Here is a 17,373-nt window from a genome sequence, read left to right as displayed (position 1 = left end):
CTGGCTGCATTGCGTGGAATGCGTTGGTTGCAGAAAAAGACAAACTCTGTTCGCTGGTGGCTTGTGAATGGGCTTTATTATAGATTATTTATTTTAAATGGTATTAATATGATTTTTAAATAATTTAGTTTGCAAACAAATGAAAAAAGGCCGTCTGAAAGCGTTTCAGACGGCCTTTCGCACTTCCATTATCCTTATCCGCCAAAGCCTTGCGCTTTCACCCAGGCCAGCATTTCGGCTTCCACCTCAGCCGGCTCACCGGCATTATCGATGCGCACGCCGGCTTCATCGGCACCCAGCTCTTCCAAAATCGCTTCTTGCGATGTAAGCATTTCGGCTTTCATATAATGGCCTTTGCGGGCCATCATGCGGGCCAGGTTCACATCGTGCGGCGGTGCCAAGTGGATAAACACCACTTCGCCCTCGGCTTCGCGCAGAATATCGCGGTATTGGCGCTTGAGCGCTGAGCACGTTACCACGCTGTAGCGCTCGCCTTTACCGCTCTGCTCGCTCATCCAGTCGCGCAGGTTGCGCAGCCACGGATAGCGGTCTTCATCGGTAAGCGGAATGCCGGCGCCCATTTTGTCGCGGTTGGCCTGAGTGTGGAAATCGTCGCCTTCGGCATAAGGGCTGTTGAAATCGGCTTGCAAGGCTTGAGCGGCGGTGGTTTTACCGCAGCCGCATACACCCATCACCACGAAATGTACGGTTTGTTGTGACATATGGTTACTCCTTTCAACCCAGCAGCACGAAAGCGGTGGCAGAAAGTGCAAAGCCGATCACGGCAATCAGGGTTTGGTTAACAGTCCAAGTACGCAAGGTAGTGGGCACATCCATATCGAGCAAACGGCCGACCAGCCAGAAGCCTGAATCGTTGACATGGCTGGCGCACACGGAGCCGGCAGCTGTGGCCAACACCACGCAGGCAAGCTGCCATTCATTATAGCCCGCAGCCATCACGGCAGGCGCCATCAGCGCAGCAGCGGTGGTGAGCGCCACGGTGGCAGAGCCTTGCGCAATGCGCAACACCACAGCCACCAAAAAGCAGCCCAGCAACACGGGAATACCCAAATCACCCATGCTGTCGGCCAACGCCTGGCCGATGCCCGAAGCGCGCAACACGCCGCCAAACATGCCGCCGGCACCGGTAATCAAAATCACCGAGCACACGGGGCCGAGTGCGCCGTCGACGGTTTTTTCCAGCGCGCTGCCGGTTTCGCCGCGGCGGATACCCAACACATAAAGCGCCACCAACACAGAAATCAGCAAAGCAATCGGGGTGGAGCCTATCATGCGCAACACCTGCACCCAGCCCTCATCCGCGCTCACCACTTTTTCACTGATCAGCGTGGCCAGGCCGGTGTTCATAAAAATCAGCAGCATCGGAATCAGCATGATGCCCACTACAGTGCCCGCAGAAGCCGGCTCTTTGGGTTGGTCGTTATCCAGCTTGCCGCCTGAAAGCAGGTCGGGCACGGGCACATGAATGCGTTTGCCCAGCACCTGGCCGAGCAGATAGCCGCTGAAATACCAAGTAACAAAGGCAATCGGCAAGCCCACCAGCAGCACTTGGCCGATGCCTGCGCCGTAAAATTCTGATGCGGCAATCGGACCCGGATGTGGCGGCAGAAACACATGCATCACGGAAAACGCACCGATAGAGGCCAGCGCATAAGCGAGCACCGGCTGCTTCATGCGTCGCGCCGTGGCAAACACAATCGGCAGCATCACCACCAAGCCGGCATCAAAGAAAATCGGAAAACCGAAAATCAATGAGGCCACACCCAGCGCAAATGCGGCGCGCTTTTCGCCAAACATGCGCACCAGCGCATCGGCCAGCGATTGCGCCCCGCCCGAGGTTTCCACCAAGCGGCCGAGCATGGCGCCCAAGCCCACCAGCAAAGCCACGCTGCCCAGTGTGCCGCCGAAGCTTTTAATCAGCACATCGTTTACAATGCTGCTCATCGGCAGGCCGGTGGCAATGGCGGTGAGCAGGCTGACCAACACCATCGTCAGCAAAGCGTGCAGGCGAAACTTGATAATCAGCACCAAAATCAGCGCAATTGCGCCCAGCGCAATACCAAGCAAAGGGCCCGCGCCCAATGTTTGCGTCCAGTTTTCCATCGAATGATTACTCCTAAATTATTTTGTTTGATTACGGATTCTCTGAGGCATTTCACAGCAAACCACCTGATTCGGCCGCCTGCATGTAATAAAATGTAACTGCACTCTACTGACTTATGCAACGGCTGATTGTGATTTAAATCAAACTTGAATTTATTTTTCTTAACACTGCATGTATAAATAATTAAATACCAATTTTATTTATTTATAAGAATTTAATTGCTTCGCTACATAAAACTACATATCCAAAAACGGCCGCCCACCTGTCGCCCCGCGCAAGAGCAGCTTATGCGTATCATGCCGAATCCAAATTGGTATACATTGGAAATGCTATCCAAGTCCGACCATCGCCTCCGCAAAAGTCAAAAATCTGAAACTTATCTACAAAATACCGCACACACATCAGCCGTTTTGTTTTTATGCATCAACCGATTCCCGCTTTCAGGCCATTCCACCATGCCGTCTGAATTTATTATTCAGCAAATCAATGATTAGCCATTCAAGCGCCGCAGCCGATAAAACTGGAGCTTTACTTCAAATCAAGCGCAATCACAAAAACCGAACCGCATTCGAATCTAACAACAAGGCCGTCTGAAACGTTGATTGCTTACGTTTCAGACGGCCTTTAGCGCTGTTGACACTTCAACCGCAAGAAGATTTTGAGCGCAAAAATATGTTTAAGTGAATAAATGCAAACAGCCGCTTATCCACCCTGCATCTGCCCATCACACAGCCTCGCCCGATTCTTTGGCGTTTGCGCTTTCAGACGGCCTCGGCGGCGCGCCTGCCGGATGCTTGTAGCGGTTATACGAAAACAAATATTGCTCGGGAAAGCGGCGTATCCAGCGCTCGACATTATCGTTAATCAGCTGCACATCGGCTTCTGTGTTGCCGCTCAATTCGCCCTGCATCGGCTCGATATGCAGCGCAAAGCCTTTACCCTCAGGCAGGCGCTCGCCGCAGAAAAAAAGCGTGGCCACATTTTTCACATTGGCCAGCTTGGCCGCCAGCGTCATGGTGTAGGCTTCGCGGTCGAAAAATTGCACCCAAATGCCGTCGCCGCCGCCGGGCACCTGGTCGGGCAGCACAATAGTGGCTTCGCCCGAGCGCAGCGCTTTAATCACCTGCTTCACACCCTGCATATTGGCCGGCGCGGTGCGGCCGTTGTCGCGCACGCGGCCGGCATTCATGATTTCGCCCAGCGCTTCGATTTTCGGCGGCCGATACATGGCGGTGAGCGGAAACGGCAACTGCTGGCTGATGTAGCGGCCGGCCAAATCATAGCTGCCCAAATGCGGCGTGATCAGCAGCAGGCCTTTGCCCTCCGCCATGGCCGTCTGAACATATTCCCAGCCGTGCACCGTTTGAAACAAATCGGCGATTTCTTCGCTGGGCCGCACCCAAGCCACCGCCAGCTCCAAGCCGCCTTTCATGGTTTCGCGGCACACCGCTTCAATCAGCGTGTCGGCTTCGGTGTTGTCTGCTATAATCCGTGCCGATTGAATGTTATCGCGAATGCGCGCGCGCAGCTTGGGCTGGGTGCGGTAAGCCAGCGAGCCGGCAGCATTGCCGATGCGGTGCAACACCGGCAGAGGTATGGCGGCAATCAAGCGAAACAGCAAGGATAAGATTTTTTGCATGGCGGATAAATTGTGATAAGCATAAGGCTTATTGTAGCAAAGGCCGCCTTTCCACCGCGAGAAAATACATGAGCGAATTTTTATTTACTTCCGAATCGGTGTCTGAAGGCCATCCCGACAAAGTGGCCGATCAAATTTCCGATGCCGTTTTGGATGCCATTCTCAGCCAAGACCCGGCCGCCCGCGTGGCCGCCGAAACACTGGTCAACACAGGCTTGTGCGTGCTCGCCGGCGAAGTGAGCACCAGCGCCCACATCAACTATATCCAAGTGGCGCGCGAAACCATCAAGCGCATCGGCTACAACAGCTCCGAAATGGGCTTCGATGCCGATGGCTGCGCGGTTATGGTGTGCTACGACGAGCAATCGCCCGACATCGCCCAGGGCGTAAACGAAGGCGAAGGCGTGGATTTGGATATGGGCGCAGGCGACCAAGGCCTGATGTTCGGCTATGCCTGCGACGAAACCCCCACGCTGATGCCGTTTGCCATTTATTACGCCCACCGCCTGATGCAGCGCCAAAGCGAAGTGCGCAAAAGCGGCTTGCTGCCGTGGCTGCGCCCCGATGCCAAAGCCCAGCTCACCTGCGTGTATGACGCTGAAAGCGGCAAGGTCAAGCGCATCGACACCGTGGTGCTCTCCACCCAGCACGCGCCGCATATCGAGCGTGACGAGCTGATTGAAGCCGTGAAAACACACATCATCAAGCCGGTGCTGCCGGCCGACATGCTCACCGCCGACACCAAATACCTGATCAACCCCACCGGCCGCTTTGTAATCGGCGGCCCGCAAGGCGATTGCGGCCTCACCGGCCGCAAAATCATTGTCGACACCTACGGCGGCGCCGCGCCGCACGGCGGCGGCGCGTTTTCCGGCAAAGACCCCACCAAAGTCGACCGCTCGGCCGCCTATGCCTGCCGCTATGTCGCCAAAAACATCGTGGCCGCCGGGCTCGCCAGCCAATGCCAGATTCAGATTTCCTACGCCATCGGCATCGCCCAGCCCACCTCGATTGCCATCGACACCTTCGGCACCGGCAAAGTGGATGAAGAAAAGCTGATTGAAATCGTGCGCAGCCATTTCGACCTGCGCCCGAAAGGCATTATCCAAATGCTTGACCTGCAACGCCCCATCTACAGCAAAACCGCTGCCTACGGCCACTTTGGCCGCGAAGAGCCCGAGTTTACCTGGGAGCGCACCGACAAAGCCGCACAGCTGCGCGCCGCAGCAGGCTTGTAAAGCGTGTGAAAAAACCAAAGGCCGTCTGAAAGTTTTTCTTTCAGACGGCCTTTGGTTTTATTTTGCGTGAAAACCTAATCCCGCAAAAACACGCCGCAGCATTGCTTGAATTTCTTTCCCGAGCCGCACAAACACGGCGTTTTCATGCCCGGCAGCGGCACGGTGGGATTGAGAAAATACCAGCGCTGCGCAATGCACACAAAAGCCGAGCGCTCATGATGGTACTGCCGCCCTTGTGCCGTGTCAAACCAAGCCTTAAATTCCACCTCCGCATGGTGCTTGCCCGCGCGCGGCCAATGCTGTAACACCTCCAAGCCGCACCATTGCGTGCCGGCGCTCCATTGCCGCATCGCATCACCATCAAGCAACACCTGCTGCGCCGGCACCGTGGTGGCCACAATATAATCGATATCGCAGCGCACATAAGCGCTGTAGCGCGAGCGCATCAAGGCCTCGGCATCCACCGCCTGCCGCGCACCTTGATGCAAGGGCGCACAACAAGCAGCATAGGTTTGGCCCGATTGGCAGGGGCAGCGGGGTTCAATATTCATATTATTCAATCCTGTAAATCAAACAGCCGCATAAAATCATGGCGGCGCTCAGGCCGATTCGGCAATGATTTTTTTCAACTCTGCAAACGAATAAGCAGCAAATGTAAACAACATCAAAAAGAAAAAGTGTTTCTGAAAACCCATCGTGCATCCTTCATTCAGGGAAGCGCCGAACCACTCGAAAAAACATCAAAAGGCCGTCTGAAAGCCTTTCAGACGGCCTTTTGGACATTTCGTTTACACGCCGCGCAGCAATTCGTTTACGCTGGTTTTGGCGCGGGTTTTGGCATCCACTTTTTTCACAATCACGGCGCAATAAAGGCTGTGGCTGCCATCGGCGGCGGGCAGGCTGCCCGACACCACCACCGAGCCTGCGGGTACGCGACCGTAGTGGATTTCGCCGGTTTCGCGGTCGTAGATTTTGGTGGATTGGCCGATATACACGCCCATCGAAATCACGCTGCCCTCTTCCACAATCACGCCTTCCACGATTTCCGAGCGCGCGCCGATAAAGCAGTTGTCTTCGATAATGGTGGGCGCGGCCTGCAAAGGCTCAAGCACGCCGCCGATGCCCACGCCGCCGCTCAAGTGCACGTTTTTGCCGATTTGTGCGCACGAGCCCACGGTGGCCCAGGTATCGACCATTGCGCCTTCATCCACATAAGCACCGATGTTCACATAAGAGGGCATCAACACCACGTTTTTGGCCACAAAGCTGCCGCGGCGCGCCACGGCACCGGGCACGGCGCGAAAACCGGCGGCTTTGAATTCTTCTTCGCTCCAGTCGGCAAATTTGGTCGGCACTTTATCGAAATATTGGTTGACGCCGTCGTTTTGCACTTCGTTGTCGGCAATGCGGAATGAAAGCAGCACGGCTTTTTTCGCCCACTCGTTTACCTTCCATTCGCCCACGCCCAAGCGCTCGGCCACGCGCAAAGCGCCCGAATCGAGCTGGCGCAGGGTTTCCAACACCGCGTTTTTCACTTCGGTGCTCACGCTGGCGGGGGTGATTTCGGCGCGGTTTTCAAATGCGGTTTCAATAATGTTTTGCAAAGACATGGTTTTCCTCAAGCTTTTGGGTTAGGTTGTCAACGTTGAATAAATCACCTGCCGTCCCACGGGCTGCGGCAGCGCTTGGACGCTCAGGCTGCATAAGGCCGTCTGAAAATCTTCAAAAGGCATGCGCTCCGAGCCGAAGCGGGCTAAATGGGCGGTGTGCATCTGGCAGTCGATTAGCTCTATGCCGCATTCGGCCAAATAAGGCACGGCGCAGGCAAAGGCTATTTTAGAGGCATCGCTTTGGCGGGCAAACATCGATTCGCCGTAAAACACGCGCCCGATTTGCACGCCATATAAGCCACCGGCCAATTGCAGGCCGCCTTGCGCATCGGGATACCAGCATTCAAATGAATGCGCATGGCCGGCTTCGTGCAGGCGGATATAGGCTTTCTGCATTTCGCGGGTAATCCAGGTGCCGGCCTGCCCTTCGCGCGGCGCGGCGGCGCAGGCGGCAATCACGGCGGGGAAATGGCGGTTGGCGCTCACGGCATAAGGTTTGTTGCGCAGGGTTTTGGCCAGCGAGCGGCCGATGTGCAGCTTGTGCGGATAGAGCACCGTGCGCGGCGACAGCGCCCACCAGCAAATCGGCTGGCCGTCTGAATACCACGGAAAAATGCCCTGCACATAAGCGGCCAGCAAGCGCTCGGTGCGCAAATCGCCGCCCACCGCCACCAGCCCGTCGCGCCGGGCGATGGCTTTGTGCACATCGGGAAAGTGCAGGCTTTTCGGGTTTAACACGGGAATATCCACAGCAGCCTACCTTGTTGCGGCCTTGCCGGACAATCGGGCTTGCATATGCTTCAGACGGCCTGTGCAGCAGCAGTCAGGCCGTCTGAAAGCCAGGCAGCTGCAGCGGCTTCAGCGCTTTTCTTTTTTGCGGCACTCGCCGCACACGCCATACATATACAAAGCATGATCAACAATGCGATAGCCGTTTTCTTCGGCAATTTTGTCTTGCAGCTTTTCGATTTCATCGTTGTGGAATTCGGTGACAATGCCGCATTTCACGCACACGATATGATCATGATGGCCGCCGGTGTTGAGCTCATACACCGCCTTGCCGGTTTCGAAATGGTGGCGCAGCAAAATGCCCGCCTGCTCGAATTGGGTGAGCACGCGATAGATGGTGGCCACGCCGATTTCCACGCCTTCATCCAGCAAAATGCGGTAAACGTCTTCCGCACTCAAATGCTCTTCGGCATGCTCTTCAAACAAATCCAAAATTTTCAAACGCGGGCCGGTCACTTTGAGGCCGCTGTCTTTTAATTGGGCGATATTGCTGTCCATAATGGTTTCCATACCCGTGTGGTGTAATTCTCGTTATAATACGCATTTTTAAACGCTTTGCCCACTATTAGATGATAAAGGTTTTCAATTGCCTGAACCTTTCAGGCATACTGCACACCAAGCACATCATCCGCGAAAGGTAAACCCGTGAACAAACCCCTGCTTTTGGCCCTTGCCGGCCTTTTTGCCGTGGCCGGCTGCTCGGCCGAGCGCGTGTCGAATTTTCCCTCTTACAAGCTCACCGTCATCCAGGGCAACGAGCTTGACCCGCGCGCCGTCGTATCATTGCAACCGGGCATGAGCCGCGACCAAGTGCAGCTTTTGCTCGGCACGCCGCTCTTGCGCGACCCCTTCCATGCCAACCGTTGGGACTACACCTTTAATATCGCCCGCAACGGCGTGGTGGAAGATTTACGCGTGCTGACGGTTTATTTCGATAACGACCAACTGGTGCGCGCCGAGGGCAATGCGATCGAACACGCCATCCAGCAGCTCGAAGCCGCCCGCCCGCAAGCCGAGCAGCAAGCCGCCGCACCGCAACCGGCTGCACCTGCGCCGCTTTGGAACGTAAACCCTTAAACCGGGAAACATCATGACTGCATTAAAAGTTGCCATTGCCGGCGCCAACGGCCGCATGGGGCGCGTATTGGTAGAAGCCATCCACCAACATCCCGACACCGCATTGAGCGGCGCGCTCGAGCATGCCGGTTCCGAAGCCCTAGGCTTGGATGCCGGTTTTTCACTCGGCCTCAAAACCGGCGTGGCCATCAGTAGCGATATCGATGCCGTGCTCGCGGCCAGCGATGTGCTGATTGATTTCACCCGCCCCGAGCCCACTTTGGCGCATCTTGAAAAATGTGCCGCCGCCGGTGTGAAGATGGTTATCGGCACCACCGGCTTCGATGAGGCCGGCAAAGCCGCCATTCAAGCCGCGGCCGAGCAAACCGGCATTGTGTTTGCCGCCAATTTCAGCGTGGGCGTGAATCTCACCTTTCACATTCTCGACACCGTGGCGCGCGTGCTCAACGAAGGCTACGACATCGAAATCATCGAAGGCCACCACCGCCACAAAGTGGATGCACCCAGCGGCACCGCGCTGCGCATGGGCGAAGTGATTGCCGACGCGCTCGGCCGCGATTTGAAGCAATGCGCCGTGTATGGCCGCGAAGGCCACACCGGCCCGCGCGACCCTTCCACCATCGGCTTTGCCACCGTGCGCGCCGGCGATATTGTCGGCGACCACACCGCCTTGTTTGCCACCGACGGCGAACGCGTGGAAATCAGCCACAAAGCCAGCAGCCGCATGACGTTTGCCGCCGGTGCCGTACGCGCCGCCGTGTGGCTGCGCGGGCATGACAAAGGGTTGTTTGATATGCAGGATGTGCTGGGTTTGAACACTTGAACAACTGATAATCCGTATCTGTTTGAAAAGGCCGTCTGAAAAGCTTTCAGACGGCCTTTTTCACAAACATTCAATCAATTGCTGTTCGCGTTTCATGTTCATTCAAATACAGTGAAATGCAAGGGAAAATCACACAAAACTGCATGCTGCAACAGCGTAGATTGGGTTGACAAACCCAAGGTTTCAGACGGCTTGCGGATTTGTTGGGTTTACAACCCAACCTACCTGCTGCGCGGGCATAATAAAGGTTTGTTTGATACCAATCCAAAAAAATAACCTAACTTCGTTGCCTCGCCTTGCCGTACGTGTGTACTGTCTGTGGCTCGCTGCCTTGTTAGCTTACTTTTTTGAATGGGCATGACATGCAGGATGTGCTGGGTTTGAACAACCGTTAGATTTGTCAGGAATGAGAACAAGGCCGTCTGAAAACTTTTTCAGACGGCCTTGTTGGATGACTCACCTTATTCCGTATCCGGCAACTCTGCCGAGCCCATGCGCCGCAAGATGATGTTGGTTTTGTTGCGCAACGCTCTATCACGCGGGTTTGCGGCGTAATACAACGGGCGCGGCACGCGTGCAGCGAGCTGGGCGGCCTGCTGGCGGCTGAGCTTGTCGGCGCTTTTTTGGTAGAAATGCTGCGATGCCGCTTCTGCGCCAAACACGCCGGGCGCCCATTCGATAACGTTTAAATAGAGCGCGAAAATGCGGTCTTTATCGGTGGTGGCTTCGAGCATGGCGGTGATGGCGGCTTCTTCGGCTTTGCGGATATAGCTGCGGCTGTCGTTGAGAAACAGGTTTTTCGCCAGCTGCTGGCTGATGGTGGAGCCGCCGGCGCGCACTTTGCCGCTTTTTTCATTGCGCTTGATGGCGCTTTGAATGCCGCTCCAATCGAAGCCGCCGTGTTCGGCGAATTTGGCGTCTTCCGAGGCAATCAGCGCTTTTTTCAGGTTGGTGGAGACAGCATGATAAGGCACCCAACGGTAATCGAGCGCCACCGCCTTGCCCGCATCACGAAATTCGCTCATGCGCATGCTCATAAACGCGCTTTGATGCGGCGCCACGGCGCGATAGGTAATGATATTGCCATACACATAGGCATTAAACAGAATAAACGCCGCAAAAGGCAGCGCCAGCAGCCACTTAAGCATAATGCGCCTCTCTCATATCGTGAATCACGGCGGCAATATCGGGCGCAAAATCGCGCCACAGTTGATAAGAAGCCGCCGCCTGCCCCACCAGCATACCGAGGCCGTCTGAAACGGTGCGCGCGCCGCCTGCGTGGGCAAAAGCGGCAAAGGCGGCGGCCGCTTCACCATACACCATATCGTAAGCCAATTCGCACGCGCCGAACACGGCGGCATTAATGGCCGGCACTTCGCCGCCAAGGCCGCCCGATGTGCCGTTGATCACGATATCGAAATGCGCATGCGGCAAATCGGCCAAGGCGCACGCCTGCACACCAAACGCATCGGCCAGCGCCGCTGCTTTCGATAAAGTGCGGTTGGCCACCACCAATTCGGCCGCCATTTGCGCCAACAGCGGCTGCAACACGCCGCGCACCGCGCCACCCGCACCCAAAAGCAGCACTTTTTTATTTTTGATGGTTGCACCCTGGCGCAGAATATCGTTTACCAAGCCGATGCCGTCGGTGTTGTCGCCGCGAACACGGCCGTCTGCCAACAAAATCAGCGTGTTCACCGCGCCGGCGGTGCGGGCGCGCTCGGAATGCTCGTCCACCCAATCATAAGCATCGGTTTTAAACGGCACGGTCACATTGGCGCCCGCGCCACCTTCGGCAAAAAATCGCGCCGCCGCTGCGGCAAACTGCTCCGGCTCGGCCAAAATGCGTTCGTATTCGATAGACGCGCCTTCTTGACGGGCAAATTGGAGGTGGATTTGCGGAGACTTACTGTGGGCAATCGGGTTGCCAAACACGGCATAGCGCGGCTTGGTGCTCATGATATTTTCCGTTGGTAAAGCGTTTGCATAATCGATAAAAACAATCCGCCCGCATTGCCGGCTGATTTTTTTGGAATGGGCATTATATCGCCGCTGCCGACACATGATGCTATTTTTTCCCGCACTATTTTGCTGACAGCCGCCCGCGCAGACCTGAAAATCTGCCTTGCGCGAATGATGTAGTTTAATTAAATCCGCCTCTGCCGCACATCAAAAATTCAGCAAAGTTTTTTCGAATAAATTGTTGACAATTATTTTGGGCGAATTTATATTGTATCAAACGTTTCTCATGGCTGCGTTTTTTCGCAACAGGCCGTCTGAAACACCTGCTTCATCAATTTGAAATTTTATTACATCCCGCCGCAAGCCCACCGCTTTTCACGCAACCGCCGATGCTTTTATGCCCCGGTTGTGCCACAATAAGCGCTTTGCAGCGCAAGTTTTGCCTGTTTACCCATCGTTATACTTCTCACAATCAGGAGTTTTGCCATGTCTGTAAAAGATGTTGTCAAATTAATCGAAGAAAATGAAGTGCGTTTTATCGATTTGCGTTTCACCGATACCAAAGGCAAGCAGCAGCACGTTTCCGTGCCCGCCCGCGTGTTGCTGGAAGACCCGGAAGAATGGTTTGAAAACGGCCAGGCTTTCGACGGCTCGTCTATCGGCGGCTGGAAAGGCATTCAAGCTTCAGACATGACCCTCAAGCCCGATGCGGCCACCGCCTATATCGACCCTTTTTACGACGATGCCACCGTGGTGCTCACCTGCGATGTGATCGACCCGGCCAACGGCCAAGGCTACGACCGCGACCCGCGTTCCATCGCCAAGCGCGCCGAAGCTTATCTGAAATCTTCAGGCATGGGCGACACCGCATTCTTCGGCCCCGAGCCTGAATTTTTCGTGTTTGACGGCATTGAGTGGGAAACCACCATGCAGGGCACCCGCTACAAAATCCATTCTGAAGAAGCAGCTTGGAGCAGCGGCGAATCTTACGACGGCCAAAACACCGGCCACCGCCCGTTTGTGAAAGGCGGCTACTTTCCCGTTGCTCCCGTGGATTCCGGCCAAGATTTGCGCTCTGCCTGCGTGAATATTCTGGAAGAAATCGGCATTCCGGTGGAAGTGCACCACCACGAAGTGGCCACGGCCGGCCAAATGGAAATCGGCACCCGCTTCAGCACCCTCACCGAGCGCGCCGACTGGACGCAAGACATGAAATATGTGATCCAAAACGTGGCGCACAATTTCGGCAAAACCGCCACCTTTATGCCCAAACCGATTATGGGCGACAACGGCTCGGGCATGCATGTGCACCAATCCATCTGGAAAGACGGCCAAAACCTGTTTGCGGGTGATGGCTATGCCGGTTTGTCGGAAATGGCGCTCTACTACATCGGCGGCATCATCAAGCACGCCAAAGCGCTTAACGCCATCACCAACCCGTCGACCAACTCCTACAAACGCTTGGTGCCGCACTTTGAAGCGCCCACCAAGCTGGCTTATTCGGCCAAAAACCGCTCGGCTTCCATCCGCATTCCGCACGTGGCCAGCAGCAAAGCACGCCGCATCGAAGCGCGTTTCCCCGACCCGATGGCCAACCCCTATCTGTGTTTTGCCGCGCTGCTGATGGCCGGCCTCGATGGCATTCAAAACAAAATCCACCCGGGTGACCCGGCCGATAAAAACCTCTACGACCTGCCGCCGGAAGAAGACGCTTTGGTGCCCACCGTGTGCGCCTCTTTGGAAGAAGCATTGGAAGCGCTCAAAGCCGACCACGATTTCCTCACCCGCGGCGGCGTGTTCAGCCAAGACTGGATCAACAGCTACATCGCCTTCAAAGAAGAAGACGTGCGCCGCATCCGCATGGCACCGCACCCGCTGGAATTCGAAATGTATTACTCGCTGTAATTTCACACGGCACACACAGCTCGGGCATTGCCCGGGCTTTTTCTTATGCGGCGACATAATCATGATGAAATACAAGAAAAAGTGACACGAAACTGTATTCTGAAACGGCGTAGGTTAGGTTGATAAACCCAAGGTTTCAGACGGCCTGTGGCTTATTGGGTTTGCAACCCAACCTACCCGTTGTGCCACTTTTTCTTGCATTCCACTACTATAAAGGCCGTCTGAAACTTTTTTCAGACGGCCTCAGATTTGGATTTCAATACCCATTCAAAAAACAATCTAACTGCGTTGGCTCGCCTTGCCATCTTATTTTTTAGAATGGATATAAGTGCAACACTGTGCGCAAACAAGATTTTCAAGCTGCGGCAAATATCGGATACGCATATTCCGCTTACCGTTTTGTTATTCATTTCACAATCGTTGCAGAATGCTGCGGCTTCACCGCCACACCGGCGTTTCACCCTATTTTCTGCTCTATCTGATTCCGATTGGTGATGAAAATAACAATTACCCTCTGTTTTGACAAATTTTAACCCATCACCTAAGATAACGGGCTGGCTGCCGTTTTGATGTTTCCACAAATCGGGCAGCCTATCAGAACAACACAATCAGAATCAGAAAGAGAAACCTATGGAATGGGCTTTTAACAGCTATTACACCCTGATTGCCGCCACCATTGTGCTGCTGGTCGGCAAATTGATGGTGAACCGCATCAAATTTCTGCAAAACTTCAATATTCCCGAGCCGGTGGCCGGCGGCCTGCTGGCGGCCTTGATTTTATTTGCTCTGCATTATTTTTACGGCGCCAGCTTCAAATTTGAAAAATCGCTGCAAGACGCTTTCATGTTGATGTTTTTCACCTCCATCGGCCTGAGCGCCGATTTCTCGCGCCTGCGCGCCGGCGGTGTGCCTTTGCTGGTATTTTTGGTGATCGTGAGCGTGTTTATCGTGCTGCAAAACAGCGTCGGTGTGGGCTTGGCCAGCGCCATGGGGCTGGATCCGCTCATCGGCCTGATGGCAGGCTCGGTAACACTCACCGGCGGCCACGGCACGGCAGGCGCTTGGGGCTCAGTGTTTGAACACCAATACGGCATCACCGGCGCCACGGGCTTAGGCATGGCGGCGGCCACGTTCGGCCTAGTGGCCGGCGGCCTGATCGGCGGCCCGGTAGCCCGCCGCTTGGTCAACAAAATGCACCGCCCCCGCCTCGATGAAGGCGGCGCGCGCCCCACCCATGCCGACAAAGGCGAGATTATCGACGACCCCTTCGAATCACGCGATCAACCGCGCCTGATCACCGCTTCATCAGCCATCGAAACGCTGGCGATGTTTGCCGTGTGTTTGTCGTTTGCCGAAATCATGAACACTTATGTCGGCGTGTTGCCGAAATTCGTGTGGGCGCTCGGTGCCGGCGTGGTGTTGCGCAACGTGTTGGTGATGGGCTTCAAATTCAATATGTTCGACCGCGCCATTGATGTGTTTGGCAATGCGTCGCTCTCGCTCTTTCTCGCGATGGCGCTGCTGAACTTGAAATTGTGGGAGCTCAGCGGCATGGCCGCGCCGGTGATGGTGATTTTGGCCGTGCAAACGCTGGTGATGGTGCTTTATGCCAGCTTTGTTACCTACACCTTTATGGGCCGCAACTACGATGCCGCCGTGCTTGCTGCCGGCCATTGCGGCTTCGGCATGGGCGCCACGCCCACCGCGGTGGCCAATATGCAATCGGTCACCGAGCATTTCGGCCCCTCGCACAAAGCCTTTTTGATTGTGCCGATGGTGGGTGCGTTTTTCATCGACTTGGTCAACGTTGCCATTTTGAAAATCTTTATCAACTTCTTGCATTAAAATGAAAACGAACCAAAAAGCGCCTGCCGCATCTTACCCCCGGCAGGCGCTTTTTGTTATGATGCCGTCTGAAACTGTTTAATACCGATTCAAAAAAGTAAGCTAACAAGGCGGCGAGCCGCAGACAGTACAGATAGTACGGCAAGGCGAGACAACGAAGTTAGGTTATTTTTTGGATTGGTATAATACCGATTCGAAAAAATTAAGATAACAAGGCGGCGAGCCTGCGACAGTACACCCAGTACGGCTAGGCGAGCCAACGCAGTTTAGATTATTTTTTCGAATTGATATAACTGCAAATCAACCTCAAAGGCGAAACCATGTATCGAAAGCTGCTCACCATCACCCTGACAGCCGCCGCGCTGAGCGCCTGCGGCGACAAGCCCGACAACGCGCCGCAGCTGGTGTGCAACGACCCGGCCGTGCTGCAAAGCGTGCGCAACAATATTCAGGAAATCGTCAAACAAGAAGCCCGCGCCTTCGCCCAAAGCGACAGCCGCCAATTTGTGGATGCCGACAAAATCATCGCCGCCGCCGGCGATTTGGTGATCAACCTCGACAAGCCCGCGCAAGAAATGCAAAACAACACCGCCGTGTGCAGCGGCACGCTCACCATCCAATTGCCCGCCGCCGCTCTTTCCTCCGCCCAAACCAACAGCCCGCTGCTCTACGGCAGCCAAAGCATCGACCAGCTGCTGCAACAGCGCTTGGGCGGCAGCAATTTAAGCTACAACGGCAGCGGCCTTTTCAGCCAAACCCTGCGCTACACCCCGGTTGCCGGCGAGAGCGGCACCGTGGTCAACTATGAAGACAACAGCCTCACGCTCGCCGCCCAAGCCGTGTCCACCGTGCTGCGCCCTTACGGCATCAAAGATATTCTGGTAATCAACGGCCAGCCTGTGCGCCGTGAGGACGCGCTTAGCGCCGCCAGTCTGCCCTTCCCCGAGCCGCCGATGGCCGACCCGCAGGAAATTTTAGAGCACAACGCCGCCAGCCAGGCGCTGAGCGCCCCGCCGGCCTCAGCGCCCGCGCCCGAAGTGCTCACCCCCGCCACACCACCGGCCGATGAAGTCACCTTTTCCGCCAACGATTTAGAGCAGGCCCGCAGCAACAACCGCGCCGCCGACGGTGAAATCAACACCATCTGGAGCCGCATGGATCCGGCCATCCAGCAGCGCCTGCTCGGCGAGCAACGCGGTTGGATTCAAAGCAAAAACAACAGCTGCCGCCAGGCCGCCGCCCAAGCGGGCACCACCTTGCAGGCCGAATACCTGCAATTGCAGTGCGACACCCGCATGACCCGCGAGCGCAGCCAATATCTGCGCGGCTACACCATCAATTGATTGCCCGATAAACTACCGGACACAGGCCGTCTGAACAGCAAGCGGCTTTCAGACGGCCTGTATAAACGAAAACAATCAATCTGTTAGAATACTGCCTTTTCACCCAAGCACCGCCATGACCGCCACCGCCGAACAAATCGACCGTTTGCTGCCGCAAACCCAATGCCGCGAATGCGGCTATTCGGGCTGCCTGCCCTATGCCCGGGCGCTGGCCGAGGGCAGCGCGGCAGTTAACCTGTGCGCCCCCGGCGGTGTCGAAGTGATGCACGACCTTGCCCGCCTGCTCGCCCAAGCACCGCTGCCGCCGGCGCACACCCAGCCCACCGCGCTGGCCTGGATAGACGAAGCCGCCTGCATCGGCTGCACCGCCTGCATCCGCGCCTGCCCGCTCGATGCCATTATGGGCGCCGCCAAGCAGATGCACACCGTGATTGCCGCCGAATGCAGCGGCTGCGGCCTGTGCGTGGCGCCCTGCCCGGTAGACTGCATCCACATGCAGCCGCTCGAAGCCGATTATCTGCCGCAAGCGCGCTTTTTATCCGGCCGCAGCGAGCCGCGCTTTGCCGCCGCCGAACACGCCCGACACCGCTACCAATGGCACACCGAGCGCAAAGCGCGCGATGCCGCCGAGCGCAAAGCCTATCTGGCCGAGCGCGAAGCCGCCACCCGCCAAGCCGCCGCATCGGCCGCGCCCAAAGCCGCTTTCAACCCCGCCGATTTAATTGCCCAAGCCATGTCACGCGCGCAAACCCAGCAAACCCGGCGCAGCCAAACAGCCAACCGCGCAGACTGGCAGGCCGGCCAAATCGAAGCAGCCCAAGCCCGCGCCACCTACCGCCGCGCCCAGCGCGACCTGCAATACGGCACCGAAGCCGAAAAAGCCGCCGCGCTGGAATGGCTGCGCGCCTATAAAGCCGAGCAAGAAGCCAAATCGCCGCCTCTTGAAAAACCAGCAAAGAAGGCCGTCTGAAAGCGCAGCAAACTTTATTGCCCGGCAACAGTCTTAGCCTCTGTTGA

General features: G+C 56.1%; 16 protein-coding genes. 7 read left to right on the top strand and 9 right to left on the bottom strand.

Features of this window, described 5'->3' with window-relative positions; all coding sequences use genetic code 11:
- Positions 1 to 194 precede the first annotated feature (194 nt).
- The 3 genes from EV680_RS07150 to EV680_RS07140 form a co-directional block, all read right to left on the bottom strand.
- Entirely contained in the window at positions 195 to 722 is a 528-nt protein-coding gene (locus tag EV680_RS07150; RefSeq protein ID WP_132954060.1) for a gluconokinase, read from the bottom strand.
- A 13-nt stretch (positions 723 to 735) separates the two neighbouring features.
- Positions 736 to 2,124 carry a GntP family permease gene (locus EV680_RS07145; RefSeq protein ID WP_132954059.1) on the bottom strand — a complete coding sequence of 463 codons (1,389 nt, stop codon included), beginning with the start codon at positions 2,122 to 2,124 and terminating at the stop codon, positions 736 to 738.
- Positions 2,125 to 2,849: 725 nt separating this feature from the next.
- Positions 2,850 to 3,764 (bottom strand): lysophospholipid acyltransferase family protein, encoded by a 915-nt coding sequence (locus EV680_RS07140; protein ID WP_132954058.1) that lies wholly within the window; start codon positions 3,762 to 3,764, stop codon positions 2,850 to 2,852.
- 68 nt (positions 3,765 to 3,832) lie between these two features.
- Between EV680_RS07140 and metK the strand changes: the two genes are divergently transcribed.
- Positions 3,833 to 5,002 carry a methionine adenosyltransferase gene (gene metK / locus EV680_RS07135; RefSeq protein ID WP_132954057.1) on the top strand — a complete coding sequence of 390 codons (1,170 nt, stop codon included), beginning with the start codon at positions 3,833 to 3,835 and terminating at the stop codon, positions 5,000 to 5,002.
- A 74-nt stretch (positions 5,003 to 5,076) separates the two neighbouring features.
- Here metK and EV680_RS07130 read toward each other — a convergent pair whose 3' ends face one another.
- The 4 genes from EV680_RS07130 to fur all read right to left on the bottom strand — a co-directional run bounded on the left by EV680_RS07130 (position 5,077) and on the right by fur (position 7,911).
- On the bottom strand, positions 5,077 to 5,553 hold the full coding sequence (locus EV680_RS07130; protein ID WP_132954056.1) for a YchJ family protein: 477 nt from the start codon (positions 5,551 to 5,553) through the stop codon (positions 5,077 to 5,079).
- 237 nt (positions 5,554 to 5,790) lie between these two features.
- Positions 5,791 to 6,612, bottom strand: a complete 822-nt coding sequence (gene dapD / locus EV680_RS07125) for a 2,3,4,5-tetrahydropyridine-2,6-dicarboxylate N-succinyltransferase (RefSeq protein ID WP_132954055.1) — start codon at positions 6,610 to 6,612, stop codon at positions 5,791 to 5,793.
- A gap of 21 nt (positions 6,613 to 6,633) precedes the next feature.
- The gene (gene aat, locus EV680_RS07120; RefSeq protein WP_132954054.1) at positions 6,634 to 7,362 is read right to left on the bottom strand and encodes a leucyl/phenylalanyl-tRNA--protein transferase; all 729 of its coding nucleotides are present in this window, start codon (positions 7,360 to 7,362) and stop codon (positions 6,634 to 6,636) included.
- A 108-nt stretch (positions 7,363 to 7,470) separates the two neighbouring features.
- Positions 7,471 to 7,911: a ferric iron uptake transcriptional regulator gene (fur, locus tag EV680_RS07115; RefSeq protein WP_424580115.1), complete on the bottom strand. Its 441-nt coding sequence runs from the start codon at positions 7,909 to 7,911 to the stop codon at positions 7,471 to 7,473.
- Between the two features lie 135 nt (positions 7,912 to 8,046).
- Between fur and EV680_RS07110 the strand changes: the two genes are divergently transcribed.
- Positions 8,047 to 8,478, top strand: a complete 432-nt coding sequence (locus EV680_RS07110; RefSeq protein ID WP_132954053.1) for an outer membrane protein assembly factor BamE — start codon at positions 8,047 to 8,049, stop codon at positions 8,476 to 8,478.
- 13 nt (positions 8,479 to 8,491) lie between these two features.
- A complete protein-coding gene (gene dapB, locus EV680_RS07105) occupies positions 8,492 to 9,301 on the top strand; it encodes a 4-hydroxy-tetrahydrodipicolinate reductase (RefSeq protein ID WP_132954052.1) in 810 nt (269 codons plus the stop codon).
- A 461-nt stretch (positions 9,302 to 9,762) separates the two neighbouring features.
- Here the strand turns inward: dapB and mtgA are convergent, their stop codons facing one another.
- Both mtgA and aroE read right to left on the bottom strand, forming a co-directional pair.
- Entirely contained in the window at positions 9,763 to 10,449 is a 687-nt protein-coding gene (gene mtgA / locus EV680_RS07100) for a monofunctional biosynthetic peptidoglycan transglycosylase (RefSeq protein ID WP_132954051.1), read from the bottom strand.
- Complete coding sequence (gene aroE / locus EV680_RS07095) at positions 10,442 to 11,260, bottom strand: shikimate dehydrogenase (protein WP_132954050.1); 819 nt, start codon at positions 11,258 to 11,260, stop codon at positions 10,442 to 10,444. Before aroE ends, mtgA begins: the two co-directional genes overlap by 8 nt.
- A 489-nt stretch (positions 11,261 to 11,749) precedes the next feature.
- On the opposite strand from aroE, the gene glnA reads away from it, so the two are divergent.
- The 4 genes from glnA to EV680_RS07075 all read left to right on the top strand — a co-directional run bounded on the left by glnA (position 11,750) and on the right by EV680_RS07075 (position 17,326).
- Positions 11,750 to 13,168: a type I glutamate--ammonia ligase gene (gene glnA / locus EV680_RS07090; protein ID WP_132954049.1), complete on the top strand. Its 1,419-nt coding sequence runs from the start codon at positions 11,750 to 11,752 to the stop codon at positions 13,166 to 13,168.
- A 630-nt stretch (positions 13,169 to 13,798) separates the two neighbouring features.
- The gene (gltS, locus tag EV680_RS07085) at positions 13,799 to 15,013 is read left to right on the top strand and encodes a sodium/glutamate symporter (RefSeq protein ID WP_132954048.1); all 1,215 of its coding nucleotides are present in this window, start codon (positions 13,799 to 13,801) and stop codon (positions 15,011 to 15,013) included.
- A 320-nt stretch (positions 15,014 to 15,333) separates the two neighbouring features.
- Positions 15,334 to 16,356 carry a lysozyme inhibitor LprI family protein gene (locus EV680_RS07080; protein ID WP_132954047.1) on the top strand — a complete coding sequence of 341 codons (1,023 nt, stop codon included), beginning with the start codon at positions 15,334 to 15,336 and terminating at the stop codon, positions 16,354 to 16,356.
- A gap of 115 nt (positions 16,357 to 16,471) precedes the next feature.
- Positions 16,472 to 17,326: an RnfABCDGE type electron transport complex subunit B gene (locus tag EV680_RS07075; protein ID WP_132954046.1), complete on the top strand. Its 855-nt coding sequence runs from the start codon at positions 16,472 to 16,474 to the stop codon at positions 17,324 to 17,326.
- The last annotated feature ends 47 nt before the right edge of the window (positions 17,327 to 17,373 follow it).

Origin of the sequence: Uruburuella suis (assembly GCF_004341385.1) — a bacterium.
GTDB classification, from domain to species: Bacteria; Pseudomonadota; Gammaproteobacteria; order Burkholderiales; family Neisseriaceae; genus Neisseria; species Neisseria suis.
The sequence above is the reverse complement of the archived record's forward strand: the minus strand, read 5'-3'. Positions and strand labels throughout refer to the sequence as shown.